Below are 25,568 nucleotides of genomic sequence, written 5' to 3'. Positions count from 1 at the left end.
CCTATCATGGACTTTTTCCGCTTTCTAATGAGTGATGTGCTTTCAGAGCCTGCTATTTTAGTCGGTTTGATCGCATTGATTGGTTTAATTGCCCAAAAAAAACCAGTTACAGAATGTATTAAAGGCACCGTAAAAACCATTATGGGTTTTGTGATTTTAGGTGCTGGTGCAGGTCTTGTCATTAACTCACTGGGTGATTTCTCAACGATTTTCCAACATGCATTCGGTATTCAAGGCGTTGTGCCTAATAATGAGGCGATTGTCTCTATTGCACAAAAAAGCTTTGGTAAAGAGATGGCATTAATTATGTTTTTTGCCATGTTGATCAATATCTTAATTGCACGCTTAACGCCATGGAAATTTATTTTCTTAACTGGTCACCACACATTATTTATGTCGATGATGGTGGCGGTTATTTTGGCAACAGCAGGCTTAGAAGGCACAGTATTAGTTGCGGTAGGTTCGTTAGTTGTTGGGATTTCAATGGTGTTTTTCCCTGCCATTGCCCATCCTTATATGAAAAAAATTACTGGCTCTGATGATGTTGCATTAGGGCACTTCTCCACGATTTCTTATGTTGTTGCTGGCTTTATTGGCAGTAAATTTGGTAATAAAGAACATTCAACAGAAGAGATGAATGTGCCTAAAAGTTTACTATTTTTACGTGATACGCCTGTTGCCATCGCCTTTACGATGGGGATTATTTTTATCATTACCTGTTTATTTGCGGGCGATGCTTTTGTTCGTGAAGTCAGTGGTGGTAAAAACTGGTTTATGTTCTCATTGATGCAATCTATAACCTTTGCAGCTGGTGTTTATATTATTCTGCAAGGTGTGCGTATGGTTATTGCTGAAATCGTTCCTGCATTTAAAGGTATTTCAGATAAATTAGTGCCTAATGCCAAACCCGCTTTAGATTGCCCAGTTGTATTCCCTTATGCACCCAATGCGGTATTAGTGGGCTTTTTAAGTAGCTTTGCCGCAGGTGTTATTGGCATGTTTATTCTGTATGCCTTAGATTGGACAGTGATCATTCCGGGTGTTGTTCCTCACTTCTTTGTGGGGGCAACCGCAGGGGTGTTTGGTAATGCAACGGGTGGACGCCGTGGTGCGATTTTAGGCGCATTCGTTCAAGGTTTATTAATTACCTTCTTACCTGTATTCCTATTACCAGTACTGGGCGATATCGGTATTGCTAATACCACATTTAGTGATGCAGACTTTGGTGTTATCGGTATATTGTTAGGTATTATTGTTCGCTGATTGTTTTAAAAATTAAGATACATAAACGCCCCATTGAAACTAATTCATTGGGGCGTTTTTTTTACAAAAATTTTTATATGAATTTATATGTTTATTTTGTGAATAACAATGCTATTATCCTGATTGAATATTCACTGTGTGTATATTTTCGTACCTAATTAATTATAAAAATAGGTTTACATCACAATCACTAAGGAAAAAAGAAGATGTCTTTTGGTATTCGATATCTTGCGTTGTTACCACTTTTTGTTATCACTGCCTGCCAACAACCGGTTAATCACAATCCATCTGCGGTTCAAACAGCTCAGGTTCAACCTGCAATTGTGAATAACTCATGGATTGAAATTTCACGTAGTGCGCTTGACTTTAATGTGAAGAAAGTACAATCACTTTTAGGTGATAAATCCTCTCTTTGCGCCATTTTAAAAGGTGATGCGTATGGTCATGATTTATCATTAGTTGCACCTATTATGATTGAAAATAATGTGCAATGTATTGGTGTAACGAATAACCAAGAGCTAAAAGAAGTTCGTGATCTAGGATTCCAAGGTCGTTTAATGCGTGTACGTAATGCCACCGAGCAAGAAATGGCTCAGGCAACAAGCTATAACGTGGAAGAATTGATTGGTAATTTAGATATAGCTAAAAAATTAGATGCCATTGCTAAACAACAAAATAAAGTGATCCCTATTCATCTTGCCTTAAATTCAGGTGGAATGTCTCGTAATGGATTAGAAGTTAGTAACGCAGTAGGGCTTGAAGAGGCGAAGCAAATTGCTCAATTAGCTAACCTTAAAGTGGTTGGCATTATGTCTCATTATCCTGAAGAAGATGCTGATAAAGTAAAAGAAGATCTTGCTCGTTTTAAACAGCAATCACAAAAAGTATTGGATGTTACAGGGTTAAATCGCAAAGACATTACTCTGCATATGGCAAATACGTTTGCCACAATTACCGTGCCTGGATCATGGTTAGATATGGTGCGTGTAGGCGGAATTTTCTATGGCGATACCATCGCAAGTACAGATTACAAACGTGTTATGACGTTTAAATCGACCATTGCTTCAATTAATTATTATCCTAAAGGTAATACTGTTGGTTATGACCGGACTTACACACTAAAACGTGACTCGGTATTAGCTAATATTCCTGTTGGTTATGCAGATGGCTATCGTCGAGTTTTTAGTAATGCTGGACATGCCTTAATCGGTGGTCAACGTGTGCCTGTTTTAGGTAAAACGTCAATGAATACGGTGATTGTTGATATTACAGATCTTAAAAATATCAAATCAGGGGATGAAGTCGTATTCTTTGGTAAGCAAGGCAATAGCGAAATTACGGCAGAAGAAGTTGAAGATATTAGTGGTGCACTGTTTACAGAAATGTCGATTTTATGGGGTGCAACCAATCAACGGATATTAGTGGATTAAAGTAGGGTGCTTGGTAACCACAAAACACAACAACCTGTTTGAGAAATTGTGGGGGAAAATTCCCCCACAAAGCTATTTATCGCAAGATAAAGTCGCTTGAACTACTGTATGACCACTACGAATATTGAAAGAGCATAATCTTTCATGTTTAAGTAATGATAAACACAGTGCTGTCATACAGACAGCAATCAGCCCCATCAGGGCAAATTTAGCCATTTCTCTTGACACTCCTTTATAAAGGAGACAGAATCAAGTTGTCTGCTTTGAGACTGCCTCGGATTTTAGTAAAGTAAAATTCGGGGCTTTCGTCTTTTTGGCGCTCGCAAATGCTTGAACCAAAATGATCCAAGCACCCACCCGCATACTAACAGAAATTCACCTCATTCCTATCTTTTTTCGCATAAAAATAATATAAATAAACAAGTAAAATCAATATGTTAATTGTTTTTGTATCTGGTGTTTATATGCGGAATGTCTCTTGACACTCCTTTATAAAGGAGACAGAATCAAGTTGTCTGGTTTGAGACTGCCTCGAATTTTAGTCAAATAAGAAATCTGTAGAATAAAAAAACGCCAGATGAAATCAATCATCTGGCGTTGCTTTACTTGAAGTAAACTTCAGTAATTATGCGTTTTCTTGTTGGCTTGCTTGAATAGCAGTCAACGCAACGGTGTAGACGATATCGTCTACTAATGCACCACGAGAAAGGTCATTTACTGGTTTACGCATACCTTGTAACATTGGTCCGATTGAAACCAAGTCAGCTGAACGTTGTACCGCTTTATAAGTGGTGTTACCTGTGTTCAGATCAGGGAAGATAAACACAGTCGCTTTACCTGCAACTGGTGAATTTGGCGCTTTAGATTTAGCAACGTCAGCCATAACAGCTGCGTCGTATTGTAAAGGACCATCAATCATCAGATCAGGGCGTTTTTCTTGTGCTAAACGAGTCGCTTCGCGGACTTTTTCTACGTCACTACCTGCACCAGAGTTACCCGTAGAGTAAGAGATCATCGCAACGCGAGGGTCGATACCGAATGCAATTGCAGAATCTGCAGATTGAATTGCGATTTCAGCCAGTTGTTCTGCTGTTGGATCTGGGTTAATTGCACAGTCACCATAAACATAAACTTGCTCAGGTAACAGCATAAAGAACACAGAAGACACTAATGAGCTACCTGGAGCAGTTTTGATTAACTGTAGTGGTGGGCGAATAGTGTTTGCAGTTGTATGAACAGCACCAGAAACTAGGCCATCTACTTCGCTTTTTTCCAGCATTAATGTGCCGAGAACAACGTTATCTTCTAACTGTTCGCGAGCAACAACCTCTGTCATACCTTTGTTTTTGCGCAGTTCAACTAGGCGAGGCACATAGATTTCACGGACTTCTTTAGGATTGACTAACTCAATACCTGTACCTAATTCAACACCTTGAGCGGTTGCTACGCGACGAATTTCTTCTGGGTCACCTAACAGCACGCAAGTTGCGATACCACGTTCAGCACAAATTGCTGCTGCTTTAACAGTACGTGGCTCATCACCTTCTGGTAAAACGATACGTTTTTTCGCTTTACGTGCTAATTCTGTTAATTGATAACGGAATGCTGGTGGTGATAAACGGTTAGGGCGTTCAGAGTTAGCTGTCAGTGAATCAATCCATTGTGTATTGATATGTTGAGCAACATAGTTCTGAATTTTTTCAATACGTTCATGGTCATCAGCAGGAACTTCTAAGCTAAAGCTTTGCAGATTTAAAGAAGTCTGCCAAGTGTTCGCATTAACCATAAAGATTGGTAAGCCAGTTTCGAATGCACGTTCACAAAGTTGTTTGATTGGTGCATCGATTTGGTAACCACCTGTCAGTAAGATCGCACCAATTTCAACACCATTCATTGCTGCAAGGCATGCTGAAACTAATACATCAGGGCGATCCGCTGATGTCACTAAAAGTGAACCAGGACGGAAATGCTCTAACATGTGTGGAATACTACGGGCGCAGAAAGTGACAGACTTAATACGACGGGTTTCAATATCGCCTTTATTGACGATAGTCGCATTTAAGTGTTTTGCCATATCTGTTGCACGAGTGGCGATTAAATCGAAGTTCCATGGAATACAACCCAGTAAAGGCAGTGGGCTATTTTTTTCGATGGTTTTTAAATCGACATTAGAGATAATCGCTTTACTTGAATCATCAAAGATTTCAGATAAGTCAGGACGTGTACGGCCTTGATCATCAACTGGCGCATTTAGTTTGTTAACAATAACGCCTGTGATATTTTGGTTTTTTACACCGCCGAATTCAGCACGCGCAAATTCGATACGCTCTTTTAGCTGTTCAACAGTGTTGTTACCTAATGCAGTAACGAAAACAATTTCAGCGCCTAATGTTTTTGCAATTTCATAGTTTAATGATTGTGCAAAAGGGTGCTTACGCATAGGTACCAGACCTTCGATGAGAATAACTTCTGCATCAGCGGTATTTTCATGGTATCTAGCAACAATTTCTTCCATCAAAACATCTTTTTGGTTTGAGCTGAGTAGAGACTCAACATAATCCATGTTTAAAGGTTCTGATGATTGAATAGTGGAGTGAGAGCGGATAATCGCAGTTGTCTGGTCTAAAGCGCCTTTTACACGAGGTTGTGCAATTGGTTTGAACACGCTAAGGCTAACGCCTTTTTGTTCCATAGAACGGATAACACCCAAGCTGACGCTGGTTAAACCTACGCGTGTATCAGTTGGGACTAACATAATTGTACGGGACACGGAAACCTCTTTAAATATCGGTTGCTCGTTATGTAAAACAGTACTGCCAGCATTACACTGGCAGTACATCAAAGAACTTAAGCGGTCAGGCGACTTGCGTCCTGAGCGATAACTAACTCTTCGTTAGTTGGGATAACAACAGCAAGACGGCTGTTATCGGTAGTGATAGTGCCTGATTTACCGAAACGTGCATCTAAGTTACGTTGATGATCAACTTCAAAACCTAACAGAGCCAGTTTTTTCAGAGATAATTCACGTACCATTGCTGCATTTTCACCGATACCACCAGTGAAGATAATAGCGTCTAAACGACCTTCCATCAGTGCGCAGTAAGAACCGATGTATTTCGCTAAACGATGGCAGTAAACGTCCATTGCACGTTTAGCGTCTGCTTTAGTGTCGTAGTTATCTTCAACATAACGGCAGTCACTAGTGACTTCGGTTAAACCTAACAGACCTGATTCTTTAGTCAGCAGTTTGTTGATGTCTTCAACGCTCATACCTAAAGTGTCGTGTAAATGGAACACGATAGCAGGATCGATATCACCACTACGAGTACCCATTACTAAACCTTCTAATGGAGTCAGACCCATAGAAGTATCAACACATTTACCGTTAACGACAGCAGAAACAGAACCACCATTACCTAAGTGGCAAGTGATTACGTTCAGTTCATCAACAGGTTTGTTTAACATTTTAGCGGCTTCACGAGAAACGTAGAAATGGCTAGTTCCGTGAGCGCCGTAACGACGGATGCTGTGATCTTTATATAAGCTGTATGGCAGAGCATACAAATAAGCTTCTTCTGGCATTGTTTGATGGAAAGCCGTGTCAAAAACAGCAACCATTTTTTCAATTAAGTGAGGGAATGCTTTACGTGCTTCTTCAATACCAATAAGGTGAGCTGGGTTATGCAATGGTGCAAATGGGATAGCTGCTTCAATACCTTTGATAACTTCGTCAGTGATCACGACAGATTTAGTGAATTTCTCGCCACCATGAACAATACGGTGACCAATAGACGCGATTTGTGCAGAAAGTTCTGGTTTTTGAGCCAGAATAGTATTTACGATAAAGTTTAATGCTTCGCTATGAGCAGCACCTGCGCCTAACGCAGCTTCGTGTTTCTGGCCATCCATTTTCCACTTCAGGCGGGCTTCAGGAAGGTTGAAGCATTCAGCCAAACCTGACAGGAATTCTTCACCATTTTCTGGGTTGATAATTGCAAATTTAAGAGAAGAACTACCGCAGTTCAGTACCAGCACCAGCTTACTTGACATGGAATTACCTATTTATCTTGTTGTCGTAGTGTCTTTTATATTATAAAGACGGTGGTTAATAAAACGTCAATCATAAAAGCCTATCGCATTCCTATGATGACATTAATGACGCGCATCATGCTTAAAGTAAAAAACTTGATGCTAATTATAGTTGCCAATCATTAATTGGACGATTTTTATTCACCCATTAACTTTTCGCGTTAAAATCGGCGAAAAGGGTTGAAAATCACGCCGGCAAACAAAATATAGCGCTTTATTGCCACAAACCTTTAGAATGGGCACAGGATACAGAGTAAAGGCAACAAAGACAAAATATACTTAATTCTACTAAAAGATTTTTATTCTTTATAGATATTTTTTAAAAGTTACAGAAGAAATTGATTGAGGTCATTATGAGCGAACCGACAGTGACTCCCCCCGGCTTTTTTAAGAAGCTTCGTTTGGGTAATGAGTATTTAAAAACCTGGCCGGTTGAAAAGCAGTTAGCGCCTGTTTTCCCTGAAAATCGTATTGTCAAAGCCACTCGCTTTGGTATTCGTTATATGCCGCCTATCGCCATTTTTACAATGACATGGCAAATCGCATTGGGTGGTAATTTGGGACCAGCAATTACAACCGCGCTCTTTGCTTGTAGCTTGCCAATGCAAGGATTATGGTGGTTAGGTAAGCGTGCAGCAACGCCACTTCCTGCAACATTATTACGCTGGTTTTATGAAATTCGGGAGAAATTTGAAGAAGCAGGTATCGCTTTAGCACCTGTTGAACAAACACCGACTTACCTTTCTTTAGCTCATTTATTAAAACGTGCTTTTAAGCAACTGGATCGTTCTTTTCTTGATGATGTGTAGAACATTTGTTCTACCTTCTTCGTTTGTCATGATTGTCATCTGAATTACCCCGTTGAGATCAAAAAACGCGTAGTTAGCACTACTCAATACTTTTGATTAATGACATGATCCTCCCAATAATTTCTTTGGAGAATTAATGATGGAAATGACACACGCACAACGCTTGATCCTCTCTAATCAGTATAAAATGATGACTATGATGGATCCTGATAACGCTGAACGTTATCGTCGCTATCAGACAATTATTGAACGCGGTTATGGATTACAATTACGTGAACTTGACCGTGATTTCGATGAAATGTCAGAAGAGACTTGCCGTACCATTATTAACGTCATGGAAATGTACCATGCACTGCAAGTTTCTCGTGATAACTTAAAAGAACAAGAAATGCCAGATGCTCGCCGTGTCGCATTTATAGGCTTTGATGCAGCGACAGAATCCCGCTATCTTAGCTATGTGCGTTTTATGGTGAATACAGAAGGGCGTTATACACATTTTGATAGTGGCAGTCATGGTTTTAACTCTCAAACACCAATGTGGGAAAAATACCAAAGAATGCTTGCTGTTTGGTTAGCGTGCCCTCGCCAGTATCACCTTAGCACCGTTGAAATCCAACAAATACTTAATGCGTAATCGCAGTACATAATAGTTGACGCATCACTGTAAGGTAAAGGTAGGCATAAAATATGGCAATCACATGTAAAGGTTTTCTGTTTGATTTAGATGGAACATTAGTTGATTCATTACCCGTTGTTGAACATTGTTGGGCGCTATTTGGTGAGCGTGTCGGTGTATCAACACAAGAGATTAACGACTACATCCACGGAAAGCCTGCAATTGAGTCGATTCGCCATTTTATGCCTAATGCAACCGAACAAGAGATAACAGAAACGTTCCGTTGGTTAGAAAAATTAGAGTCAACACAAACAGAAGGTTTAGCACCACTTCCGGGTGCTATTCAGTTGATTAATCGCCTTAATGACTTAAATATTCCTTGGGCGATTGTCACATCAGGTACGGTTCCTATTGCCTCGACGCGTCAATCTGTTACGGGCATTCCTGAACCTAAGCATTGGGTTACCGCGGAATGTATTAGCAAAGGTAAACCGGATCCAGAGCCTTATCTTTTAGGTGCCAAAAAATTGGGTTTATTACCACAAGATTGTGTGGTTTTTGAAGATGCAGCAGCGGGTATTTACTCTGGTTTAGATGCGGGATGCCAAGTCGTTGCCGTTCATGCTCCTCTTTCCCTTCCTCGTCGTAATGAGATTCATTTAATTATTGATTCTTTAAATGATATTCAAATCGAGAAGCAAGCTGAAAAAGTGATAATTACGCACAAAAGATAGTCTTTTCTTTGATCATATTAGAAGACTTATTGTTGTAAAAATGGTCTACTTATCAATGTAGTGAATTGATGTCTTAAACTGTTTTCACTTATTGCTGATCGAGGCCATTTTGAATAGCGAATTATTATGGGTTTTAAGCCTGCTATTGATAGCTATTGTCCTTTTTACGACCAACAAAATCCGCATGGATGTGGTCGCTTTACTTGTCATCATCGCATTCGTTCTTAGCGGTACTCTCTCATTAAATGAAGCCACGGTAGGGTTTAGCGATCCTAACGTATTACTGATTGCTGCCCTTTTTGTTATTGGCGAAGGGTTAGTAAGAACCGGTGTGGCTTATCAAATGGGTGACTGGCTAGTTCGTGTCGCGGGTAGCAGTGAAGTTAAAATGCTTGTGCTATTAATGATATGCGTTGCAAGTTTAGGTGCTTTCATGAGTTCAACAGGCGTTGTCGCTATCTTTATTCCTGTTGTATTGAGTGTTGCTGCTCGAATGAAAACATCGCCGGGTCGTTTAATGATGCCGTTAGGTTTTGCGGGGCTGATTAGTGGATTAATGACCTTAGTGGCAACACCACCTAATATGGTTGTTAATAGTGAATTAGTCAGAGAAGGTTTACCGAGTTTTCAGTTTTTCTCCATTACGCCAATAGGTATTGCTGTATTATTTGCAGGTATTCTTTATATGCTGGTGGTACGTCGGTGGCTAGGAAATAACGATAATGGTAAACAAAAAGAAGCTTATCGTCGTACTTTCCGTGATCTTATTCGTGATTATCAGTTAGCGGGGCGCGCTCGTCGTTTAGCCATTCGTAAAGGTTCTCCGCTAGTCGGTCATTCACTTGATGAATTACACTTACGTTCTCGTTATGGTGCAAACGTTGTCGGTATTGAACGCTGGAGGCGGTTTCGGCGTGTTATGGTTAGTGCAACTGGTGGCACTGAATTAAGAGAGCGTGATGTTTTATTAGTTGATATGTCAGCCAGTGATGTCGATTTACGTGAGTTTTGCCGCGAACAGCTATTAGAGCCAATGGTATTGCGAGGTGAATATTTTTCTGAACAATCTCGTGATGTAGGGCTTGCTGAAGTATCCATGAATCCTGATTCCGAATTATTAGGCAAATCATTAAGAGAAATTAAATTTCGTACCCGTTATGGACTAAACGTGGTTGCTATTCGTCGTGAAGGAAGCGCCTTGCCGGGTAAAATTGTCGATGAGCCATTACGCCTTGGTGATGTGTTATTGGTGATTGGTGATTGGAAGTTAATCCGTATTCTTTCGACGAAACCACGTAATTTTATTGTGTTAAATTTAGCCGCAGAAATTGAAACTGTTGCCCCTGCTTCATCCCAAGCTCCTCATGCATTGTTTTCGTTAGCATTAATGGTGGCGTTAATGGTGACGAATGAAGTCCCTAACTTTATTGCGGCACTTATTGCCTGTTTATTAATGGGTAAATTCCGTTGTATTGATATGGAAAGTGCTTATCGCTCTATTCATTGGCCTAGTATTATTTTAATTGTTGGTATGATGCCTTTTGCAGCCGCATTACAAAAAACAGGCGGTATAGAGCTTATTGTTAATGGTTTAATGGATGTTGCGGGTAGTGCTGGTCCTCAAGTGATGTTGGTGTGTTTATTTATACTTTGTGCATCAATTGGGTTGTTTATTTCCAATACGGCAACGGCGGTATTAATGGCACCAATTGCTATAGCTGCGGCTAACCAAATGAATGTTTCTCCACTACCATTTGCAATGGTGATAGGCGTTGCAGCATCCGCAGCATTTATGACGCCAGTTTCATCGCCTGTTAATACGCTGATCCTGGAGCCGGGTGGCTATAAGTTTGCCGACTTTATGAAGATTGGTGTGCCATTTACGGTTATTGTGATGTTGATTAGTGTCTTCCTGATCCCGCTATTATTCCCATTCTAAATATTAATACTTTTGTTTTTCTGAAACGCTGTTTGTTAATTAATAAACAGCGTTTTTTATTTATTGGGCGATGTTTTTTATTTGATGTATGCGACATATCTATGAATGTGTGTTTTCTGAAAATCTTTCTTAGAAAAAAAAGTATAGTCATATTATTGATCTGAAAATAATTTAATAAGAGAGATATATAATGTGTATAAATTCAATAAGCACCCAAAGCATCCAAAGCAACATTTTGATTCAGAATGATAAAAATACTCAAGATGACAAGGCAATAAGCACTATATCAAATAATAATAGAGAGTTTAAAACTAATGGCAATAATCATACATCAAAAGAAAGTAACAAAGTATTAAGTAATAAAATAAAAAAGATAATAATAGAAAAAAATAGCCAGGGTAAATCAACAGCAAGAGTAAATAATAAAAACGTTGTTTTTTCTAGTGAACATAATAAAAATTTGACTCAAAGTGTTAGCGATGATCTAAAACAGATAAAACAGGCTATTTCTACACGTCGTACTGTTTTTAAAGGATTGATCGCGAATAATCTGATGAATAATAAAGAAAGTGTGGGGAATGAGATATTATCAAAGTATAATAATTTTACTTCATTAGCACCTGAGTTTCATGATAAAGCATCAAAAGCAATGACTAATTTTTCTATTTCATTAGAATTAAACAATGCAGATGAGGCGATAATCTTTTCTATATTAGAAAATAATAATAAGAATGATTCTGTTGAGTATGTAAAGGATTATTTAAATGAGAAATACCAAGGATATATAGACGCTGGAAAAAATAAGTTGAATATCACTAATAGAGCGAAAAATATATTAAGAATAATGGAGTCAAATAAATTTGATAAAAAAATAGAAGGTCTTTTTGAACTTGTTAATGATTTTAAAAATAAAAATATTGTTAGAAATAAAAGTGATTTAAATACACATGATATTTTTCAAGGAATTGCTGAACACTATCTTAATGACAATAATATTCATGTTAATTTAGAACAAGCCGAAAATATTATTGAAAAAATGATCAAAGATAAAGGTTTAGAGTTTGCAGCTACATTAAACTCAGAAAAACGATTAGAGACAGTTAATTCGGCAATTGACCAAACATTAGATTATATGAAAGCACTAAAACTTAATGAAAATAAAAATGATATAATAATGCTTGCTATGGGAAAAACAAAAAGTATCAATAGAAGTAATGTATTTATTAGAGGTATGAAAGGAATAAGAAATCTAGTTATTGGTAAAGATAATAGCAAAATTGATAGGCTAAATAAATTAACAGAAGGTTTGATCGTAAGTTTTGAATCCAATACATTGAAGTTTTTAGCAGAAAATATAAAGGAAATGGAAAATATAAAAGGTATGAATGATAAGGATATTAATTCTGATAAAAACGATGTAAAAAATGAAGACTGATTTATATCATTAAATTATAGTATCAACTTTAAAGTGAGTGATTATTATCACTCACTAATTTCATCAAGCGATAAACTAAACCCTGGTACAAACACCTTTATAAAATAGTCCATTTCTGGGCTATGTCTTTCTGCTAGTGTCTTTTCTAACCGATTTTTAGCCAGATTAAATTCGCTATTGCCTGCGGCTAACTCTTCAAGACATTTTAAATAAGCGCACAGACTATCTGCTTGCTTAACAATAAAGATTTCTTCTTCACTATGTAATTGTTCATCGATCAGCGGACGAAAATCATCTTGTAACTCTTCAGGTAGCATTTCAATTAATTTTTGCTGTGCATATTTTTCTATTTTTTTATATTCATGGGCAATTTGCGGATTGTGATATTTGATGGGGGTTGGCATATCACCGGTGATCACTTCGCTGGCATCATGATACATCGCTTGTAATGCAATTCGTTCGGCATTGACATTGCCATCAAATTTACGATTTTTAATCACCGCTAAGGCATGGGCAACAAAAGCCACTTGTAAACTGTGCTCAGACACATTTTCTTGGCGAATGTTACGCATTAAAGGCCAACGAGTAATGAGTTTTAAGCGAGAAAGGTGAGCAAAAAAGTAACTCATAATATCTCCCAATTGCGTGATTGAAGTGATTATTGTGAGTGGATAATTAACAGATGTAAACGTCAATAAAAAAGAAAATAAAAAAACGCAATATAACTGATTGTTATACTGCGTTTTATTTTTTATTTGATAAGTCTTATTGGTGATAACCCACGATAAAACGACCAAATTTTTGAATTGCCATATCTAAATCATCTTCACGAGGAAGGGTAACGATACGGAAATGGTCTGGGTATGGCCAGTTAAAGGCAGTACCTTGTACTAATAGCACTTTTTCTTGCAGTAATAAATCAAGGATCATTTTCTGATCGTCTTTAATACTGTAGCGATTTAAGTCAATTTTAGGGAACATATAAAGTGCGCCCATTGGCTTAACGCAAGAAACACCTGGAATTTGATTGATCAGTTCCCAAGCTCGATTACGTTGCTCGTATAAACGACCACCCGGCAGGATAAATTCACTAATACTTTGATAGCCGCCTAATGCTGTTTGAATGGCATGTTGCATCGGAACGTTAGCGCATAAACGCATTGACGCTAACATATTCAAGCCTTCAATATAGCTTTTAGCATGTTTTTTAGGGCCGTTTAGTACCATCCAACCTTGACGAAAACCAGCAACACGATAGGTTTTTGATAAACCATTAAAAGTGACGGTTAATAAATCCGGTGCCATTGCCGCAATAGAGTGATGCTCTGCATCATCATAGAGAATTTTATCGTAGATCTCATCTGCAAAGATAATCAGGTCATGCTGACGAGCTATTTCAACGATTTCCATCAGAATATCTTTGCTATATACCGCACCGGTTGGATTGTTTGGGTTGATAATAACAATGCCGCGGGTATTTTTTGTAATTTTACTGCGGATATCATCTAAATCAGGGAACCAACCTTGTTGCTCATCACACATATAGTGAACGGCATTTCCTCCCGAAAGAGAAACTGCTGCAGTCCATAAAGGATAATCAGGTGCAGGTACTAGCATTTCATCGCCATTATTCAATAAGGCTTGCATTGCTTGTACGATTAACTCGGAAACACCGTTACCAATATAAATGTCTTCAACCGTGATATCTCGCATATCACGGGCTTGATAATGCTGCATGATAGCTTTACGCGCAGAAAACAGACCTTTGGAGTCACTATAACCCTGAGAGCTTGGTAGATTGCGGATCACATCCACTAAAATTTCATCAGGTGCTTCAAAGCCAAAAGGTGCCGGGTTACCAATATTGAGTTTTAAAACTTTGTTACCTTCTTCTTCCAGACGTTTTGCTTCTTGCAAAACCGGACCTCTAATGTCGTAACAGACATGTTCGAGTTTGTTTGATTTTTTAATCTGATTCATAGCGCGTTTACCTAATAGGGTCTGACTCGTATCTTTATTGTGATTATGGCGACTTAGCGATATTTATCACCGATTGCTATTCATATAGAAAGATACAAATGAAAAGGCTGTCCCAGCAAATAACTGTTCTATCACTCTACTCTTACGTTACAAACTTTTGAAGATGCTAGGTAATTTTTGGTGTAAAAGGTCAGTTTATTCTTAGAATGTTATTTTGATGACTGATTGTATTACTTATGATGGTATTATGTTTCAGTTCCAATAAATAATCTGGATTATTATTCTATTGAAAAGGTGCTTTTTAGTGTGGTGATTAGAAATAAGTTGGTGTGATAGAGAGGTAGATGAAATGTTGCATAATCAATTATTGAATAATTTTATCGGATTTGTATTATCTGACTTAATATATTAAATTTTCAAATAATATGGTTAAATCTACTTTATTCTATAGCAATCAACTAGTTTAAGTATAAATTAAATTTAAATCTTAAATTTAATTTATAGGGGAAGATACTTAAACTTGAATGCATAGTTAAGATAATTTGAATTATTTTCAAAATGTTAAAATTTATGAATGAGAAAGCAATATAGTATGATCTAAGTCTAACTTGTGATGACAGTATACAGTTCTTTCTTGTGAATGCTTGAAATGATAATAAAATTTAATTTGTTACAAAAAGATGCAATTCCTTTCTATCTAGGAGGTGTAAACGATAAGAAACAAATGTAAAGTATTCGATATGTCTTTGCTCTCCTTTTCAGAGTAGAGTACTGTCTGAATCGGAAGTCTTTTTTAGACTTTTGATAAAAAACACCAGGTATATGTAATTTAAAAATCAAAAATAAGTGAAGAATAAACAATGATTAATGCAAATCGTCCGATAATGAATCTCGACCTCGATCTGCTTAGAACGTTTGTAGCTGTAGCAGATTTGAACACTTTTGCAGCAGCCGCTGCTGCTGTATGTCGAACCCAATCTGCTGTGAGTCAGCAGATGCAACGTTTAGAGCAATTGGTTGGTAGAGAGCTTTTTGCCCGCCATGGTCGTAATAAACTTTTAACAGAGCATGGTCTACAACTGTTAGGTTATGCTCGTCAAATTCTGCGTGCTAATGATGATGCAACGGCATCATTAACGTATAGCGATGCAGAAGGGGAGCTACGTATTGGTGCTTCTGATGACTCTGTTGATACTTTATTACCGTTTTTATTAAATCGTATCGCATCAGTGTATCCACGTTTAGCTGTTGATGTTCGCATTAAGCGTTCTCAATATATTGAAACAATGCTAGATAATCATGAAATTGATTTAGCATTAACAACAGCACGTATTGGTCATCACCCACGTACAGCATTACGTACTGCACCGGTGCTATGGCATTGTGCGCCAGATTTCCAATTACAAATGAATGAACCTATTCCTTTAGTTGTAATGGATGAAACGAACCCCTTCCGTCAATTAGCGACAAACACGTTAGATGACGCTGGCATTCAATGGCGTATTGCTTATGAAGCCGCTTCTTTATCTGCTGTTCGTGCCGCAGTTAATGCAGAAGTGGGTATTACTGCGCGCCCACTTGAAATGCAAAATGCCGATTTACGTATTTTAGGCGAAAGTGAAGGGTTACCTCGTTTACCTGAAACACAATACTGGCTGTATCGTAATACTGATGAACAAAATGAAGCGGTGTTAACGGTATTCAATGCGATTGAAAACAAGAAAACACCTTATACCGTCACTGCATCTGAAGATATTAGCTCTACTGAACTTGAATAATCACATTAATTATTGTGTGGATTTTTTAACGTTAAAACACAAAAATTAAAGATTAAAAAAGCGTCAAATAAAGCTAGATAGTGATGAATAATGATAAACGGGAATAGATGCAATGAAGCGCATTTGTTCCCGTTTTTTTATTACCATCTTTTGAAATAGTAACACTATGTTAATAATTATGCTGTTTTATGTATTTATCATTGTGACATTTCATTCCATCACTCTCTTAACTGCTTGTTAAAAAAATGTTTACCTTCCCCCTTGGTTAATCACTTGTAGGATTTGTTAACAAATAAAAAGATTGTCTAGGTTTTAAGAGAATAAAAAAGTAAATCTAAGCGGATATTTGACCTCCTCCACAATATTAGAAAGTTAATTTGTTAAAATTTGGATAAATTTTAAACTGATTAAGTATTTTTTCGACTATTTTGTGAGTTTGATCAAGAAAATAAGGCACATTTGCCTGTGTTGAATCAGGTTTTTCCTGAGATACTGGTGTAGTAAAATCGAATTATCGGTTAGACTAAGCGTGTTAGCATAAAGTTTGTCGGTTAACTGACACGTTTTAGCATTAGCCAGTAATTGAGTGTTAAAAATGAGTGTTAAATTTGTTAAATCGCGATGGAAAACTGAGTGATTTGTCGCAAAGTTTTCCAAAAAATAAGAAAGGTATAAATAGACTGTTATTATTTATTTAATTAGCAAGTCTTTTTAATTCGCCTTTTTTTTCGTAATTAGAAATGTGGTGTAAACCGCCGGATAAGAGTTGGTTAATTGACACCACCTTTGATGAGTAAGCAATGAGTATGTCTACAACCACCGAAGTTATCGCCCATCATTGGGCATTTGCTGTCTTCCTCATAGGCGCATTGGGGTTATGTTCGCTCATGTTGTTGGGCGCCCGCTATTTAGGCGGACGCGCACAGGCAAGGGCAAAGCATGTTCCTTATGAATCTGGTCTTGATTCTGTTGGCAGCGCTCGTCTGCGCATGTCAGCTAAATTCTATTTAGTTGCCATGTTTTTCGTTATTTTCGATGTTGAAGCACTGTTTCTTTATGCCTGGGCTGTTTCCGTTCGTGAAGTTGGCTGGTTAGGCTTTATTGAAGCATCAGTCTTCATCGCTATTTTATTAGCTGGATTATTCTATTTGGTTCGTATAGGCGCATTAGATTGGACGCCTGTTCGTTCTCGTCGTGAAACCGCGAGTAAAAGCCATGTTCGATTAACCAGCGGCAAACATCCGCAGCAGTAATAAGCGAGGCATTAGAAATGGATTATACACTCACCCGCATAGATCCGAATGGTGAGAATGACCGTTATCCCCTTCAATCACAGGAAATTGTCAGCGACCCATTAGATGCTCACGTTCATCGCAGCGTGTATATGGGAAAACTGGAACATGCATTGCATGATGTTGTGAACTGGGGACGGAAAAACTCTTTATGGCCATATAACTTTGGTCTTTCCTGTTGTTACGTTGAAATGGTGACGTCATTTACGGCTGTGCATGACGTGGCTCGTTTTGGTTCAGAAGTATTACGTGCATCACCTCGTCAAGCTGACTTTATGGTGGTTGCGGGTACTTGCTTTACTAAGATGGCACCTGTTATTCAACGTTTATATGATCAGATGTTAGAGCCTAAATGGGTTATCTCTATGGGGGCATGTGCAAACTCTGGTGGTATGTACGATATTTATTCAGTAGTGCAAGGTGTGGATAAGTTCATTCCAGTTGATGTGTATATTCCTGGATGTCCGCCACGCCCTGAAGCTTATATGCAAGCACTCATGTTATTACAAGAGTCCATTGGTAAAGAACGTCGCCCATTATCATGGGTTGTCGGCGACCAAGGCGTTTACCGTGCCAATATGCAATCAGAACGAGAAAGAAAACACGGTGAACGTATCGCAGTGAAAAACCTGCGTACTCCTGACGAAATTTAAAGGCTTTTGCCTAAGACGTAACCAGAGCAATGTGTTGCGATCATAGTAACCCTGATCAAAGTTGTGGTGAATAGAAATGACCGATCAGATAGCGCAAAAAGGCGCTCGGCCAGCGTGGGAAACGACCGATCATATTGATGATCAGGTGGTTAATGAACTACGTCAGAAATTTGGACCCGATGCGTTTACGTTCCAGCCTACTCGTACTGGCATGCCAGTTGTTTGGGTTAAACGGGAACAACTCATTGAGGTAATGCTATACCTCAAATCTTTACCAAAACCTTATGTCATGCTGTTTGATATGCATGGTTTTGATGAGCGTCTTCGTACGCATCGTCAAGGCTTGCCAGCAGCAGACTTTTCCGTTTTCTATCATCTGATATCAATCGATCGTAATAAAGATATTATGTTGAAAGTCGCATTAAGTGAAAATGATCTTAATGTTCCGACTATCACATCTCTCTTTCCTAACTCGAATTGGTATGAGCGTGAAGTCTGGGATATGTTTGGGATTGTCTTTAATGGGCATCCAAATTTACGCCGTATTATGATGCTTCCTGATTGGGAAGGTCATCCACTGCGTAAAGACTATCCTGCTCGTGCGACAGAGTTCGATCCTTATGTGCTGACCAAGCAGAAACAGGATCTGGAAATGGAATCGCTGACATTCAAACCTGAAGAGTGGGGGATGAAACGCGGTACTGAGAATGAGGACTTTATGTTCTTAAACCTCGGCCCTAACCATCCATCATCTCACGGTGCATTCCGTATTATTCTTCAGCTTGATGGCGAGGAAATCGTTGACTGTGTGCCTGACGTGGGTTATCACCACCGTGGTGCTGAAAAAATGGGTGAGCGCCAATCTTGGCACAGCTATATCCCATACACAGACCGAATCGAATACCTCGGCGGATGCGTTAACGAAATGCCTTATGTACTTGCAGTGGAAAAACTTGCCGGTATTGAAGTGCCTGAACGCGTTAAAGTTATTCGTGTCATGCTGTCAGAGCTATTCCGTATTAATAGCCACTTACTGTATATCAGTACCTTTATCCAAGACGTTGGTGCAATGACACCGGTGTTCTTTGCCTTTACTGACCGTCAGAAAGTTTACAACATCGTTGAAGCGATTACTGGATTCCGTATGCACCCGGCATGGTTCCGTATCGGTGGTGTTGCTCATGACTTACCTCGCGGTTGGGAGCGCTTATTACGTGAATTCTTAGACTGGATGCCAAAACGTCTTGATTCTTACGTAAAAGCGGCTCTGCAAAACAGTATCTTGAAAGGTCGTACTATTGGTGTTGCCTCTTATAACTCAAAAGAAGCATTAGAGTGGGGTGTAACAGGTGCTGGTCTTCGTGCAACAGGTGTTGAGTTTGACGTCCGTAAATGGCGTCCATATTCAGGTTATGAAAACTTTGAATTTGAAATCCCTGTTGCAAGTAATGGTGACTGTTATGACCGCGTAATGCTGAAAGTAGAAGAACTACGCCAAAGCTTACGTATTCTGGAACAATGCTATAAAAATATGCCAGAAGGGCCATTTAAAGCAGACCATCCACTGACAACACCGCCACCAAAAGAGCGCACATTACAGCATATCGAAACCATGATTAACCACTTCTTACAGGTTTCATGGGGTCCTGTTATGCCTGCTAATGAATCATTCCAGATGGTTGAAGCCACGAAAGGGATCAACAGCTATTACTTAACCAGTGATGGCAGCACAATGAGCTACCGTACGCGTATTCGTACGCCAAGCTTTGCTCACTTGCAACAAATCCCAGCGGTTATCCGCGGTAGTCTGGTTTCTGACTTGATTGTGTATCTGGGAAGTATTGATTTTGTAATGTCGGATGTGGATCGTTAATCATGCAAAATGAATTAAACCAAAAAGATGATGCTGTGCAGATCGAAATCGTCGATGTAACACATTCAAAGAAAGCAACGTTTGTTTTAACTGAAGAAGAACGTGCTGAAATTGAACAAGAAAAACATCATTACGAAGATCCTCGTGCAGCCTCTATTGAAGCACTGAAAATTGTGCAAAAGAACCGTGGTTGGGTTGAAGATGGCGCAATCTATGCGATTGCGGATGTTCTTGGGATCCCAGCAAGCGATGTTGAAGGCGTTGCTACGTTCTATAGCCAAATTTTCCGTCAACCCGTTGGCCGTCACATCATTCGTTTTTGTGACAGCGTGGTTTGTCATATTACAGGTTATCAAGGCATTCAGGCAGCGATTGAAAAGCACCTTAATATCATTCCTGGTCAAACAACACCAGATGGTCGCTTTACGTTACTGCCAACCTGCTGTTTAGGTAATTGTGATAAAGGTCCTACTATGATGGTAGATGACGATACTCACAGCTTTGTTAAACCTGAAGAGATTGAAACGTTACTGGAGCAGTATCCATGACAGCAATTTCAGGAGCAAAACCGATTATTCGTAGCGCAGAAACGCACCCGCTAACGTGGCGCTTACGTGATGATCGTCAGCCTGTATGGCTGGATGAATACCGTGCTAAAAACGGTTATAAAGCGGCAGAAAAAGCATTGAAAGGGATGGCACCAGAAGAGGTGACAACCCAAGTTAAAGATGCTGGCCTAAAAGGTCGTGGTGGTGCTGGATTCTCAACAGGCTTGAAATGGAGCCTGATGCCAAAAGATGAAAGCATGAATATCCGTTACATCCTTTGTAACGCAGATGAAATGGAGCCGGGTACTTATAAAGACCGTCTCTTAATGGAAGAGCTTCCACATCTGTTAATTGAAGGGATGATTATCGGCGCTCACGCACTGAAAGCTTACCGTGGCTATATTTTCCTTCGTGGCGAATATATCGAAGCGGCTAAGAATCTGCGCCATGCTATTGAAGAAGCAAAGGCAGCAGGCTTTCTGGGTAAAAATATCTTCGGTTCAGGCATTGATTTTGAACTGTTTGTTCACACAGGTGCAGGTCGTTACATCTGTGGTGAAGAGACAGCATTAATCAACTCCTTAGAAGGTCGTCGTGCTAACCCGCGTTCTAAACCTCCATTCCCTGCAACATCAGGTGCATGGGGTAAACCAACTTGTGTCAATAACGTTGAAACACTGTGTAACGTGCCAGCGATTATTGAACACGGTAAAGATTGGTATATCGGCTTAAGTGAAGGCAAAAGCCCAGATGCGGGTACTAAATTAATGGGATTCTCAGGTCGCGTAAAATATCCGGGCTTATGGGAATTACCATTTGGTACAACAGCGCGCGAGATCCTTGAAGATTACGCAGGTGGTATGCGTGATGGTCTTAAGCTGAAAGCATGGCAACCGGGTGGTGCAGGTACTGACTTCTTAACAGAAGATCACCTCGATCTCCCAATGGATTTTGGCACGATTGCAAAAGCAGGTAGCCGTTTAGGTACTGCACTTGCGATGGCGGTAGATAATGAAATTAATATGGTTTCATTAACCCGTAACTTAGAAGAGTTCTTTGCTCGTGAATCTTGTGGCTGGTGTACACCTTGTCGTGATGGCTTGCCATGGAGTGTCGAAATCTTACGTGCGATAGAAAACGGTAAAGGTCGTCCTGGTGATATCGAAACCCTTGAACATTTATGTCGTTCTTTAAGTCCGGGACACACATTCTGTGCGCATGCACCGGGTGCAGTAGAACCTTTACAAAGCGCCATTAAATATTTCCGTGAAGAATTTGAGGCTGGCATTATTCAAGAAGATTATACCAATGCCAACTTGATCAGAGGTATTCAGCCTAACTTGCTGAAAAGCCGCTGGTAATTTTTCACGACACATTCTAGGTTTAACGCCTGCTGTGCAGGCCTTTGGGAAGCATGCTGACTATGGCTACGATTCATGTAGACGGCAAAGAATATGAAGTTAACGGGGCTGATAACCTGTTAGAAGCCTGTCTTAATTTAGGCTTAGATATTCCTTATTTTTGCTGGCATCCAGCGCTGGGAAGCGTTGGCGCTTGCCGCCAGTGTGCGGTTAAGCAATATCAAAATGCTGAGGATACCCGCGGTCGTTTAGTGATGTCTTGTATGACACCAGCGACTGATGGCACGTTTATCTCTATCGATGACGAAGAAGCGAAGAAATTCCGTGAAAGCGTTGTTGAATGGTATATGACAAACCATCCTCATGACTGTCCAGTTTGTGAAGAAGGGGGGAACTGCCACCTTCAAGATATGACGGTAATGACAGGTCACACTATGCGTCGCTATCGCTTTACTAAGCGTACACATAGAAACCAAGATCTGGGACCGTTTATTTCTCACGAAATGAACCGTTGTATTGCTTGTTACCGCTGTGTTCGTTACTACAAAGATTATGCTGATGGTACTGATCTCGGCGTCTTTGGTGCGCATAACAACGTGTTCTTTGGACGTGTTGAAGATGGCACATTAGAGAGCGAATTCTCGGGTAACTTGGTCGAAATTTGTCCGACCGGTGTATTTACTGATAAAACTCACTCATCACGTTATAACCGTAAGTGGGATATGCAGTTTGCACCAAGTATTTGCCAAGGTTGTAGCATGGGTTGTAACACAAGCCCGGGTGAGCGCTATGGCGAATTACGTCGTATTGAAAACCGTTATAACGGAACTGTAAACCGCTATTTCCTTTGTGACCGTGGTCGTTTTGGCTATGGCTATGTGAATTTAGCAAGCAGACCTCGTCAGCCTAAAAAACGTTTAGGCAGTAACTGGTTAGAAATTAACGCTGTTCAAGCGACTCAAGCTGCTGCGGATATGCTGAAGAAAAGCCAGCGTATCGTGGGTATTGGTTCCCCGCGTGCAAGCATTGAAAGTAACTTCGCATTACGTGAAGTTGTTGGCGCTGAAAACTTCTATAGCGGTATCTCTGCATCAGAGCAAAAACGACTGACGTTAATGTTAGATATTTTACAAAAAGGTGGCGTTCATACTCCATCTCTGCGTGAAATTGAAAATTACGATGCGGTTTTAGTGTTAGGTGAAGATTTAACACAAACAGGCGCTCGTATGGCATTGTCTGTACGTCAGGCAGTGAAAGGTAAAGCGCGTGAAATGGCAGCAGCTCAAAAAGTAGCTGACTGGCAAATTGCTGCGATTATGAATATCGGGCAACGTGCAAAATATCCGCTGTTTGTTACTCATGTTGATGAAACTCGCCTTGATGATGTTGCTGCATGGAGCTATCGCGCACCGGTTGTTGATCAAGCACGTTTAGGCTTTGCGATTGCAAATAACATTAACGGTGATGCACCCGCTGTTGATGGTATTGATGAAGCGCTGAATAAACATATTGAAATGGTTGTTCAAGCACTTTCTCAAGCGAAAAAACCATTAATTATCAGTGGTAGCCATGCGGGTAGCGAAGACGTTATTAAAGCCGCCGCAAACATTGCTTTTGCATTAAAAGCAAAAGGTAATGACGTAGGGCTTTCTTTTGTTGCTGATGATGCAAACAGCATGGGTCTTGCCATGATGAATGCTCAGCCACTTGATGATGCATTAAAAATGATGCGCAGTGGTCAAGCTAACACCGTTGTTGTCATGGAAAACGATTTATATCGTCATTATGATGCCGACGTGATTGATGATGCGATTGCGAAAGTAGATAACTTAATTGTTATCGACCACCAGCAAACAGACATTATGGCGAAAGCACATCTTGTTCTCCCAGCGTCTTCATTCGCTGAAAGTGATGGAACAATGGTGAGCCAAGAAGGCAGAGCGCAACGTTACTTCCAAGTTTTCGAACCTTCTTTCTATAACAAAGATGTAGTGATGCATGAAAGCTGGCGTTGGTTGAGTGCTGTTGATTCACAATGGCATGAAAGAACGCTGGATTGGACACAGTTAGACAATGTTATTGAGCATTGTGCAACTCGTCTTCCTCAGTTTGCTGGCATTGTTGATGCGGCACCGAATGCCTCATTCCGTATTCGTGGACAGAAACTGGCTCGTGAACCTCATCGTTATAGTGGTCGTACTTCTATGTTGGCGAATGTGTCTGTTCATGAACAGCGTCAACCGAAAGATATCGACACCCCATTTGCGTTCTCAATGGAAGGTAATAACAGCCCAACAGCACCTCGTCAGCAAATTCCATTTGCATGGGCGCCGGGTTGGAACTCCCCTCAAGCATGGAATAAATTCCAAGCAGAAGTGGGTGGCAGCTTACGCTTTGGCGATCCGGGTGTGCGTTTAATCGAATGTGGTGATAATACACTTGGCTACTTCACTGATATTCCTGCGCCATTTAATGCACAGAAAAATCAATGGACTGTCGCACCTTGCTACCGCTTATTTGGTAGTGAAGAGTTATCACAACGCGCTGAAGTTATTCAATCTCGTATGGAAACCGCTTATTTAACATTGAGTGAATCTGATGCCCAAGCATTAGCGTTAACTCAAGGTCAGCAAGCGATGTTTATTTACGAAGGCCGTGAATTCACCTTACCTGTGAAAATCAGTGCTCACCTGACTCAAGGTCAAATTGGCTTGCCGTTAGGTATGGCAGGTATTTCTCCATCGCTGGTGGGTGTATCGGTTCGTCAACTGCGGGGTATTGCATAATGAGCTGGTTATCTCCTGAAGTTACAGAGATTTTACTCACCGTATTAAAAGCCGTCGTGATCTTGCTTGTCGTGGTCACTTGTGGTGCTTTTATGAGTATGGGAGAACGTCGTTTACTGGGTTTATTCCAAAACCGTTATGGGCCTAACCGTGTAGGTTATGCAGGTTCAGCACAGCTAATTGCGGATATGATCAAAATGTTCTTTAAAGAGGACTGGATCCCGAAATTTGCTGACCGCTTTATCTTCACCATTGCGCCAGTGATTGCGTTTTCATCTTTACTGCTGTCATTTGCGATTGTACCTGTTAGCTCAACATGGGTTGTTGCTGACTTAAACATTGGTATTTTGTTCTTCTTGATGGTTGCAGGTATTGCGGTGTATGCCGTGTTATTTGCAGGATGGTCAAGTAATAACAAATATTCCCTGTTAGGTGCAATGCGTGCATCAGCACAAACCGTAAGTTATGAAGTGTTCTTAGGGCTTTCAATCTTAGGTGTTGTTGCACAAGCTGGCTCTTTTAACCTGACTGACATCGTAAACTCACAAGCAAATATGTGGAATGTCATCCCACAATTCTTTGGCTTTATTACGTTTGCGATTGCTGGGGTTGCTGTTTGTCACCGTCATCCATTTGACCAACCAGAAGCAGAGCAAGAATTGGCTGATGGTTATCATATTGAATATTCCGGTATGAAATTCGGTTTGTTCTTTGTGGGTGAATATATCGGTATTGTTGCGGTATCAGGTCTTATCGTGACGTTATTCTTCGGTGGTTGGCAAGGACCTTTCTTACCGTCATTTATTTGGTTCGCACTGAAAACAGGATTCTTCATGATGATGTTTATCCTTATCCGTGCATCGTTGCCGCGTCCGCGCTACGACCAAGTGATGTCTTTTGGTTGGAAAATTTGCTTACCGTTAACGCTTATTAATCTGCTGGTTACTGCTGCAGTGATACTTTACAACGCTCAATAAGGGGT

Annotated in this window: 20 protein-coding genes; 15 read left to right on the top strand and 5 right to left on the bottom strand. The window is 39.9% G+C overall.

All coding sequences use genetic code 11. The features are described 5' to 3' along the window. Positions 1-6 precede the first annotated feature (6 nt). Positions 7-1,263 carry a PTS ascorbate transporter subunit IIC gene (locus tag BTA34_RS10550; RefSeq protein ID WP_099073795.1) on the top strand — a complete coding sequence of 419 codons (1,257 nt, stop codon included), beginning with the start codon at positions 7-9 and terminating at the stop codon, positions 1,261-1,263. A 206-nt stretch (positions 1,264-1,469) separates the two neighbouring features. Further along, positions 1,470-2,693 carry an alanine racemase gene (gene alr / locus BTA34_RS10545; RefSeq protein WP_151435580.1) on the top strand — a complete coding sequence of 408 codons (1,224 nt, stop codon included), beginning with the start codon at positions 1,470-1,472 and terminating at the stop codon, positions 2,691-2,693. Positions 2,694-2,765: 72 nt separating this feature from the next. Here the strand turns inward: alr and BTA34_RS10540 are convergent, their stop codons facing one another. The 3 genes from BTA34_RS10540 to ackA all read right to left on the bottom strand — a co-directional run bounded on the left by BTA34_RS10540 (position 2,766) and on the right by ackA (position 6,743). Then, positions 2,766-2,909 carry a Hok/Gef family protein gene (locus tag BTA34_RS10540; protein WP_099073797.1) on the bottom strand — a complete coding sequence of 48 codons (144 nt, stop codon included), beginning with the start codon at positions 2,907-2,909 and terminating at the stop codon, positions 2,766-2,768. Between the two features lie 409 nt (positions 2,910-3,318). After that, positions 3,319-5,463, bottom strand: a complete 2,145-nt coding sequence (pta, locus tag BTA34_RS10535; RefSeq protein WP_151435579.1) for a phosphate acetyltransferase — start codon at positions 5,461-5,463, stop codon at positions 3,319-3,321. A gap of 77 nt (positions 5,464-5,540) precedes the next feature. Then, positions 5,541-6,743, bottom strand: a complete 1,203-nt coding sequence (ackA, locus tag BTA34_RS10530) for an acetate kinase (RefSeq protein WP_023581716.1) — start codon at positions 6,741-6,743, stop codon at positions 5,541-5,543. Between the two features lie 392 nt (positions 6,744-7,135). Between ackA and yfbV the strand changes: the two genes are divergently transcribed. The 5 genes from yfbV (at position 7,136) to BTA34_RS10505 (ending at position 12,315) form a co-directional block, all read left to right on the top strand. Further along, on the top strand, positions 7,136-7,591 hold the full coding sequence (gene yfbV, locus BTA34_RS10525; protein ID WP_069367978.1) for a terminus macrodomain insulation protein YfbV: 456 nt from the start codon (positions 7,136-7,138) through the stop codon (positions 7,589-7,591). A 139-nt stretch (positions 7,592-7,730) separates the two neighbouring features. Then, entirely contained in the window at positions 7,731-8,225 is a 495-nt protein-coding gene (locus tag BTA34_RS10520; protein WP_151436756.1) for a YfbU family protein, read from the top strand. Between the two features lie 53 nt (positions 8,226-8,278). Further along, positions 8,279-8,941 carry a sugar phosphatase gene (locus BTA34_RS10515; protein WP_151435578.1) on the top strand — a complete coding sequence of 221 codons (663 nt, stop codon included), beginning with the start codon at positions 8,279-8,281 and terminating at the stop codon, positions 8,939-8,941. A gap of 109 nt (positions 8,942-9,050) precedes the next feature. Next, entirely contained in the window at positions 9,051-10,880 is a 1,830-nt protein-coding gene (locus tag BTA34_RS10510) for an SLC13 family permease (protein ID WP_151435577.1), read from the top strand. Between the two features lie 190 nt (positions 10,881-11,070). Then, entirely contained in the window at positions 11,071-12,315 is a 1,245-nt protein-coding gene (locus BTA34_RS10505; RefSeq protein WP_151435576.1) for a hypothetical protein, read from the top strand. Positions 12,316-12,362: 47 nt separating this feature from the next. Here the strand turns inward: BTA34_RS10505 and yfbR are convergent, their stop codons facing one another. Both yfbR and BTA34_RS10495 read right to left on the bottom strand, forming a co-directional pair. Continuing rightward, positions 12,363-12,944, bottom strand: a complete 582-nt coding sequence (yfbR, locus tag BTA34_RS10500) for a 5'-deoxynucleotidase (RefSeq protein WP_151435575.1) — start codon at positions 12,942-12,944, stop codon at positions 12,363-12,365. 136 nt (positions 12,945-13,080) lie between these two features. Further along, complete coding sequence (locus tag BTA34_RS10495) at positions 13,081-14,295, bottom strand: pyridoxal phosphate-dependent aminotransferase (RefSeq protein WP_151435574.1); 1,215 nt, start codon at positions 14,293-14,295, stop codon at positions 13,081-13,083. Positions 14,296-15,155: 860 nt separating this feature from the next. On the opposite strand from BTA34_RS10495, the gene hexA reads away from it, so the two are divergent. From hexA to nuoH, 8 genes are all read left to right on the top strand, one after another. Beyond that, on the top strand, positions 15,156-16,073 hold the full coding sequence (gene hexA / locus BTA34_RS10490; protein WP_151435573.1) for a transcriptional regulator HexA: 918 nt from the start codon (positions 15,156-15,158) through the stop codon (positions 16,071-16,073). A gap of 800 nt (positions 16,074-16,873) precedes the next feature. Next, the gene (locus BTA34_RS10480) at positions 16,874-17,326 is read left to right on the top strand and encodes an NADH-quinone oxidoreductase subunit A (RefSeq protein ID WP_036912633.1); all 453 of its coding nucleotides are present in this window, start codon (positions 16,874-16,876) and stop codon (positions 17,324-17,326) included. A gap of 17 nt (positions 17,327-17,343) precedes the next feature. After that, positions 17,344-18,018, top strand: coding sequence for a NuoB/complex I 20 kDa subunit family protein (locus BTA34_RS10475; protein WP_004243697.1), 675 nt, complete (start codon positions 17,344-17,346; stop codon positions 18,016-18,018). Between the two features lie 76 nt (positions 18,019-18,094). After that, positions 18,095-19,891, top strand: a complete 1,797-nt coding sequence (gene nuoC, locus BTA34_RS10470; protein ID WP_099073806.1) for an NADH-quinone oxidoreductase subunit C/D — start codon at positions 18,095-18,097, stop codon at positions 19,889-19,891. 2 nt (positions 19,892-19,893) lie between these two features. After that, positions 19,894-20,439 carry an NADH-quinone oxidoreductase subunit NuoE gene (nuoE, locus tag BTA34_RS10465; RefSeq protein WP_006533305.1) on the top strand — a complete coding sequence of 182 codons (546 nt, stop codon included), beginning with the start codon at positions 19,894-19,896 and terminating at the stop codon, positions 20,437-20,439. Continuing rightward, complete coding sequence (gene nuoF, locus BTA34_RS10460) at positions 20,436-21,800, top strand: NADH-quinone oxidoreductase subunit NuoF (protein ID WP_151435572.1); 1,365 nt, start codon at positions 20,436-20,438, stop codon at positions 21,798-21,800. The genes nuoE and nuoF overlap by 4 nt, the downstream gene beginning before the upstream one ends. 53 nt (positions 21,801-21,853) lie before the next feature. Beyond that, positions 21,854-24,586 (top strand): NADH-quinone oxidoreductase subunit NuoG, encoded by a 2,733-nt coding sequence (gene nuoG, locus BTA34_RS10455; RefSeq protein WP_151435571.1) that lies wholly within the window; start codon positions 21,854-21,856, stop codon positions 24,584-24,586. Continuing rightward, positions 24,586-25,563, top strand: a complete 978-nt coding sequence (gene nuoH / locus BTA34_RS10450; RefSeq protein WP_006533300.1) for an NADH-quinone oxidoreductase subunit NuoH — start codon at positions 24,586-24,588, stop codon at positions 25,561-25,563. Before nuoG ends, nuoH begins: the two co-directional genes overlap by 1 nt. Positions 25,564-25,568 lie beyond the last annotated feature (5 nt).

The organism is Proteus sp. CD3 (assembly GCF_008808075.1).
Taxonomy (GTDB): domain Bacteria; phylum Pseudomonadota; class Gammaproteobacteria; order Enterobacterales; family Enterobacteriaceae; genus Proteus; species Proteus appendicitidis.
This window is presented reverse-complemented; position numbering and strand designations above follow the sequence as displayed.

Bases quoted from the DNA above. Each gene is read 5' to 3' on its own strand.
- BTA34_RS10550 (WP_099073795.1), top strand. From the start codon at position 7: ATGGACTTTTTCCGCTTTCTAATGAGTGATGTGCTTTCAGAGCCTGCT.
- alr (WP_151435580.1), top strand. From the start codon at position 1,470: ATGTCTTTTGGTATTCGATATCTTGCGTTGTTACCACTTTTTGTTATC.
- BTA34_RS10540 (WP_099073797.1), bottom strand. From the start codon at position 2,909: ATGGCTAAATTTGCCCTGATGGGGCTGATTGCTGTCTGTATGACAGCA.
- ackA (WP_023581716.1), bottom strand. From the start codon at position 6,743: ATGTCAAGTAAGCTGGTGCTGGTACTGAACTGCGGTAGTTCTTCTCTT.
- yfbV (WP_069367978.1), top strand. From the start codon at position 7,136: ATGAGCGAACCGACAGTGACTCCCCCCGGCTTTTTTAAGAAGCTTCGT.
- BTA34_RS10520 (WP_151436756.1), top strand. From the start codon at position 7,731: ATGGAAATGACACACGCACAACGCTTGATCCTCTCTAATCAGTATAAA.
- BTA34_RS10515 (WP_151435578.1), top strand. From the start codon at position 8,279: ATGGCAATCACATGTAAAGGTTTTCTGTTTGATTTAGATGGAACATTA.
- BTA34_RS10505 (WP_151435576.1), top strand. From the start codon at position 11,071: ATGTGTATAAATTCAATAAGCACCCAAAGCATCCAAAGCAACATTTTG.
- yfbR (WP_151435575.1), bottom strand. From the start codon at position 12,944: ATGAGTTACTTTTTTGCTCACCTTTCTCGCTTAAAACTCATTACTCGT.
- BTA34_RS10495 (WP_151435574.1), bottom strand. From the start codon at position 14,295: ATGAATCAGATTAAAAAATCAAACAAACTCGAACATGTCTGTTACGAC.
- hexA (WP_151435573.1), top strand. From the start codon at position 15,156: ATGATTAATGCAAATCGTCCGATAATGAATCTCGACCTCGATCTGCTT.
- BTA34_RS10480 (WP_036912633.1), top strand. From the start codon at position 16,874: ATGAGTATGTCTACAACCACCGAAGTTATCGCCCATCATTGGGCATTT.
- BTA34_RS10475 (WP_004243697.1), top strand. From the start codon at position 17,344: ATGGATTATACACTCACCCGCATAGATCCGAATGGTGAGAATGACCGT.
- nuoC (WP_099073806.1), top strand. From the start codon at position 18,095: ATGACCGATCAGATAGCGCAAAAAGGCGCTCGGCCAGCGTGGGAAACG.
- nuoE (WP_006533305.1), top strand. From the start codon at position 19,894: ATGCAAAATGAATTAAACCAAAAAGATGATGCTGTGCAGATCGAAATC.
- nuoF (WP_151435572.1), top strand. From the start codon at position 20,436: ATGACAGCAATTTCAGGAGCAAAACCGATTATTCGTAGCGCAGAAACG.
- nuoG (WP_151435571.1), top strand. From the start codon at position 21,854: ATGCTGACTATGGCTACGATTCATGTAGACGGCAAAGAATATGAAGTT.
- nuoH (WP_006533300.1), top strand. From the start codon at position 24,586: ATGAGCTGGTTATCTCCTGAAGTTACAGAGATTTTACTCACCGTATTA.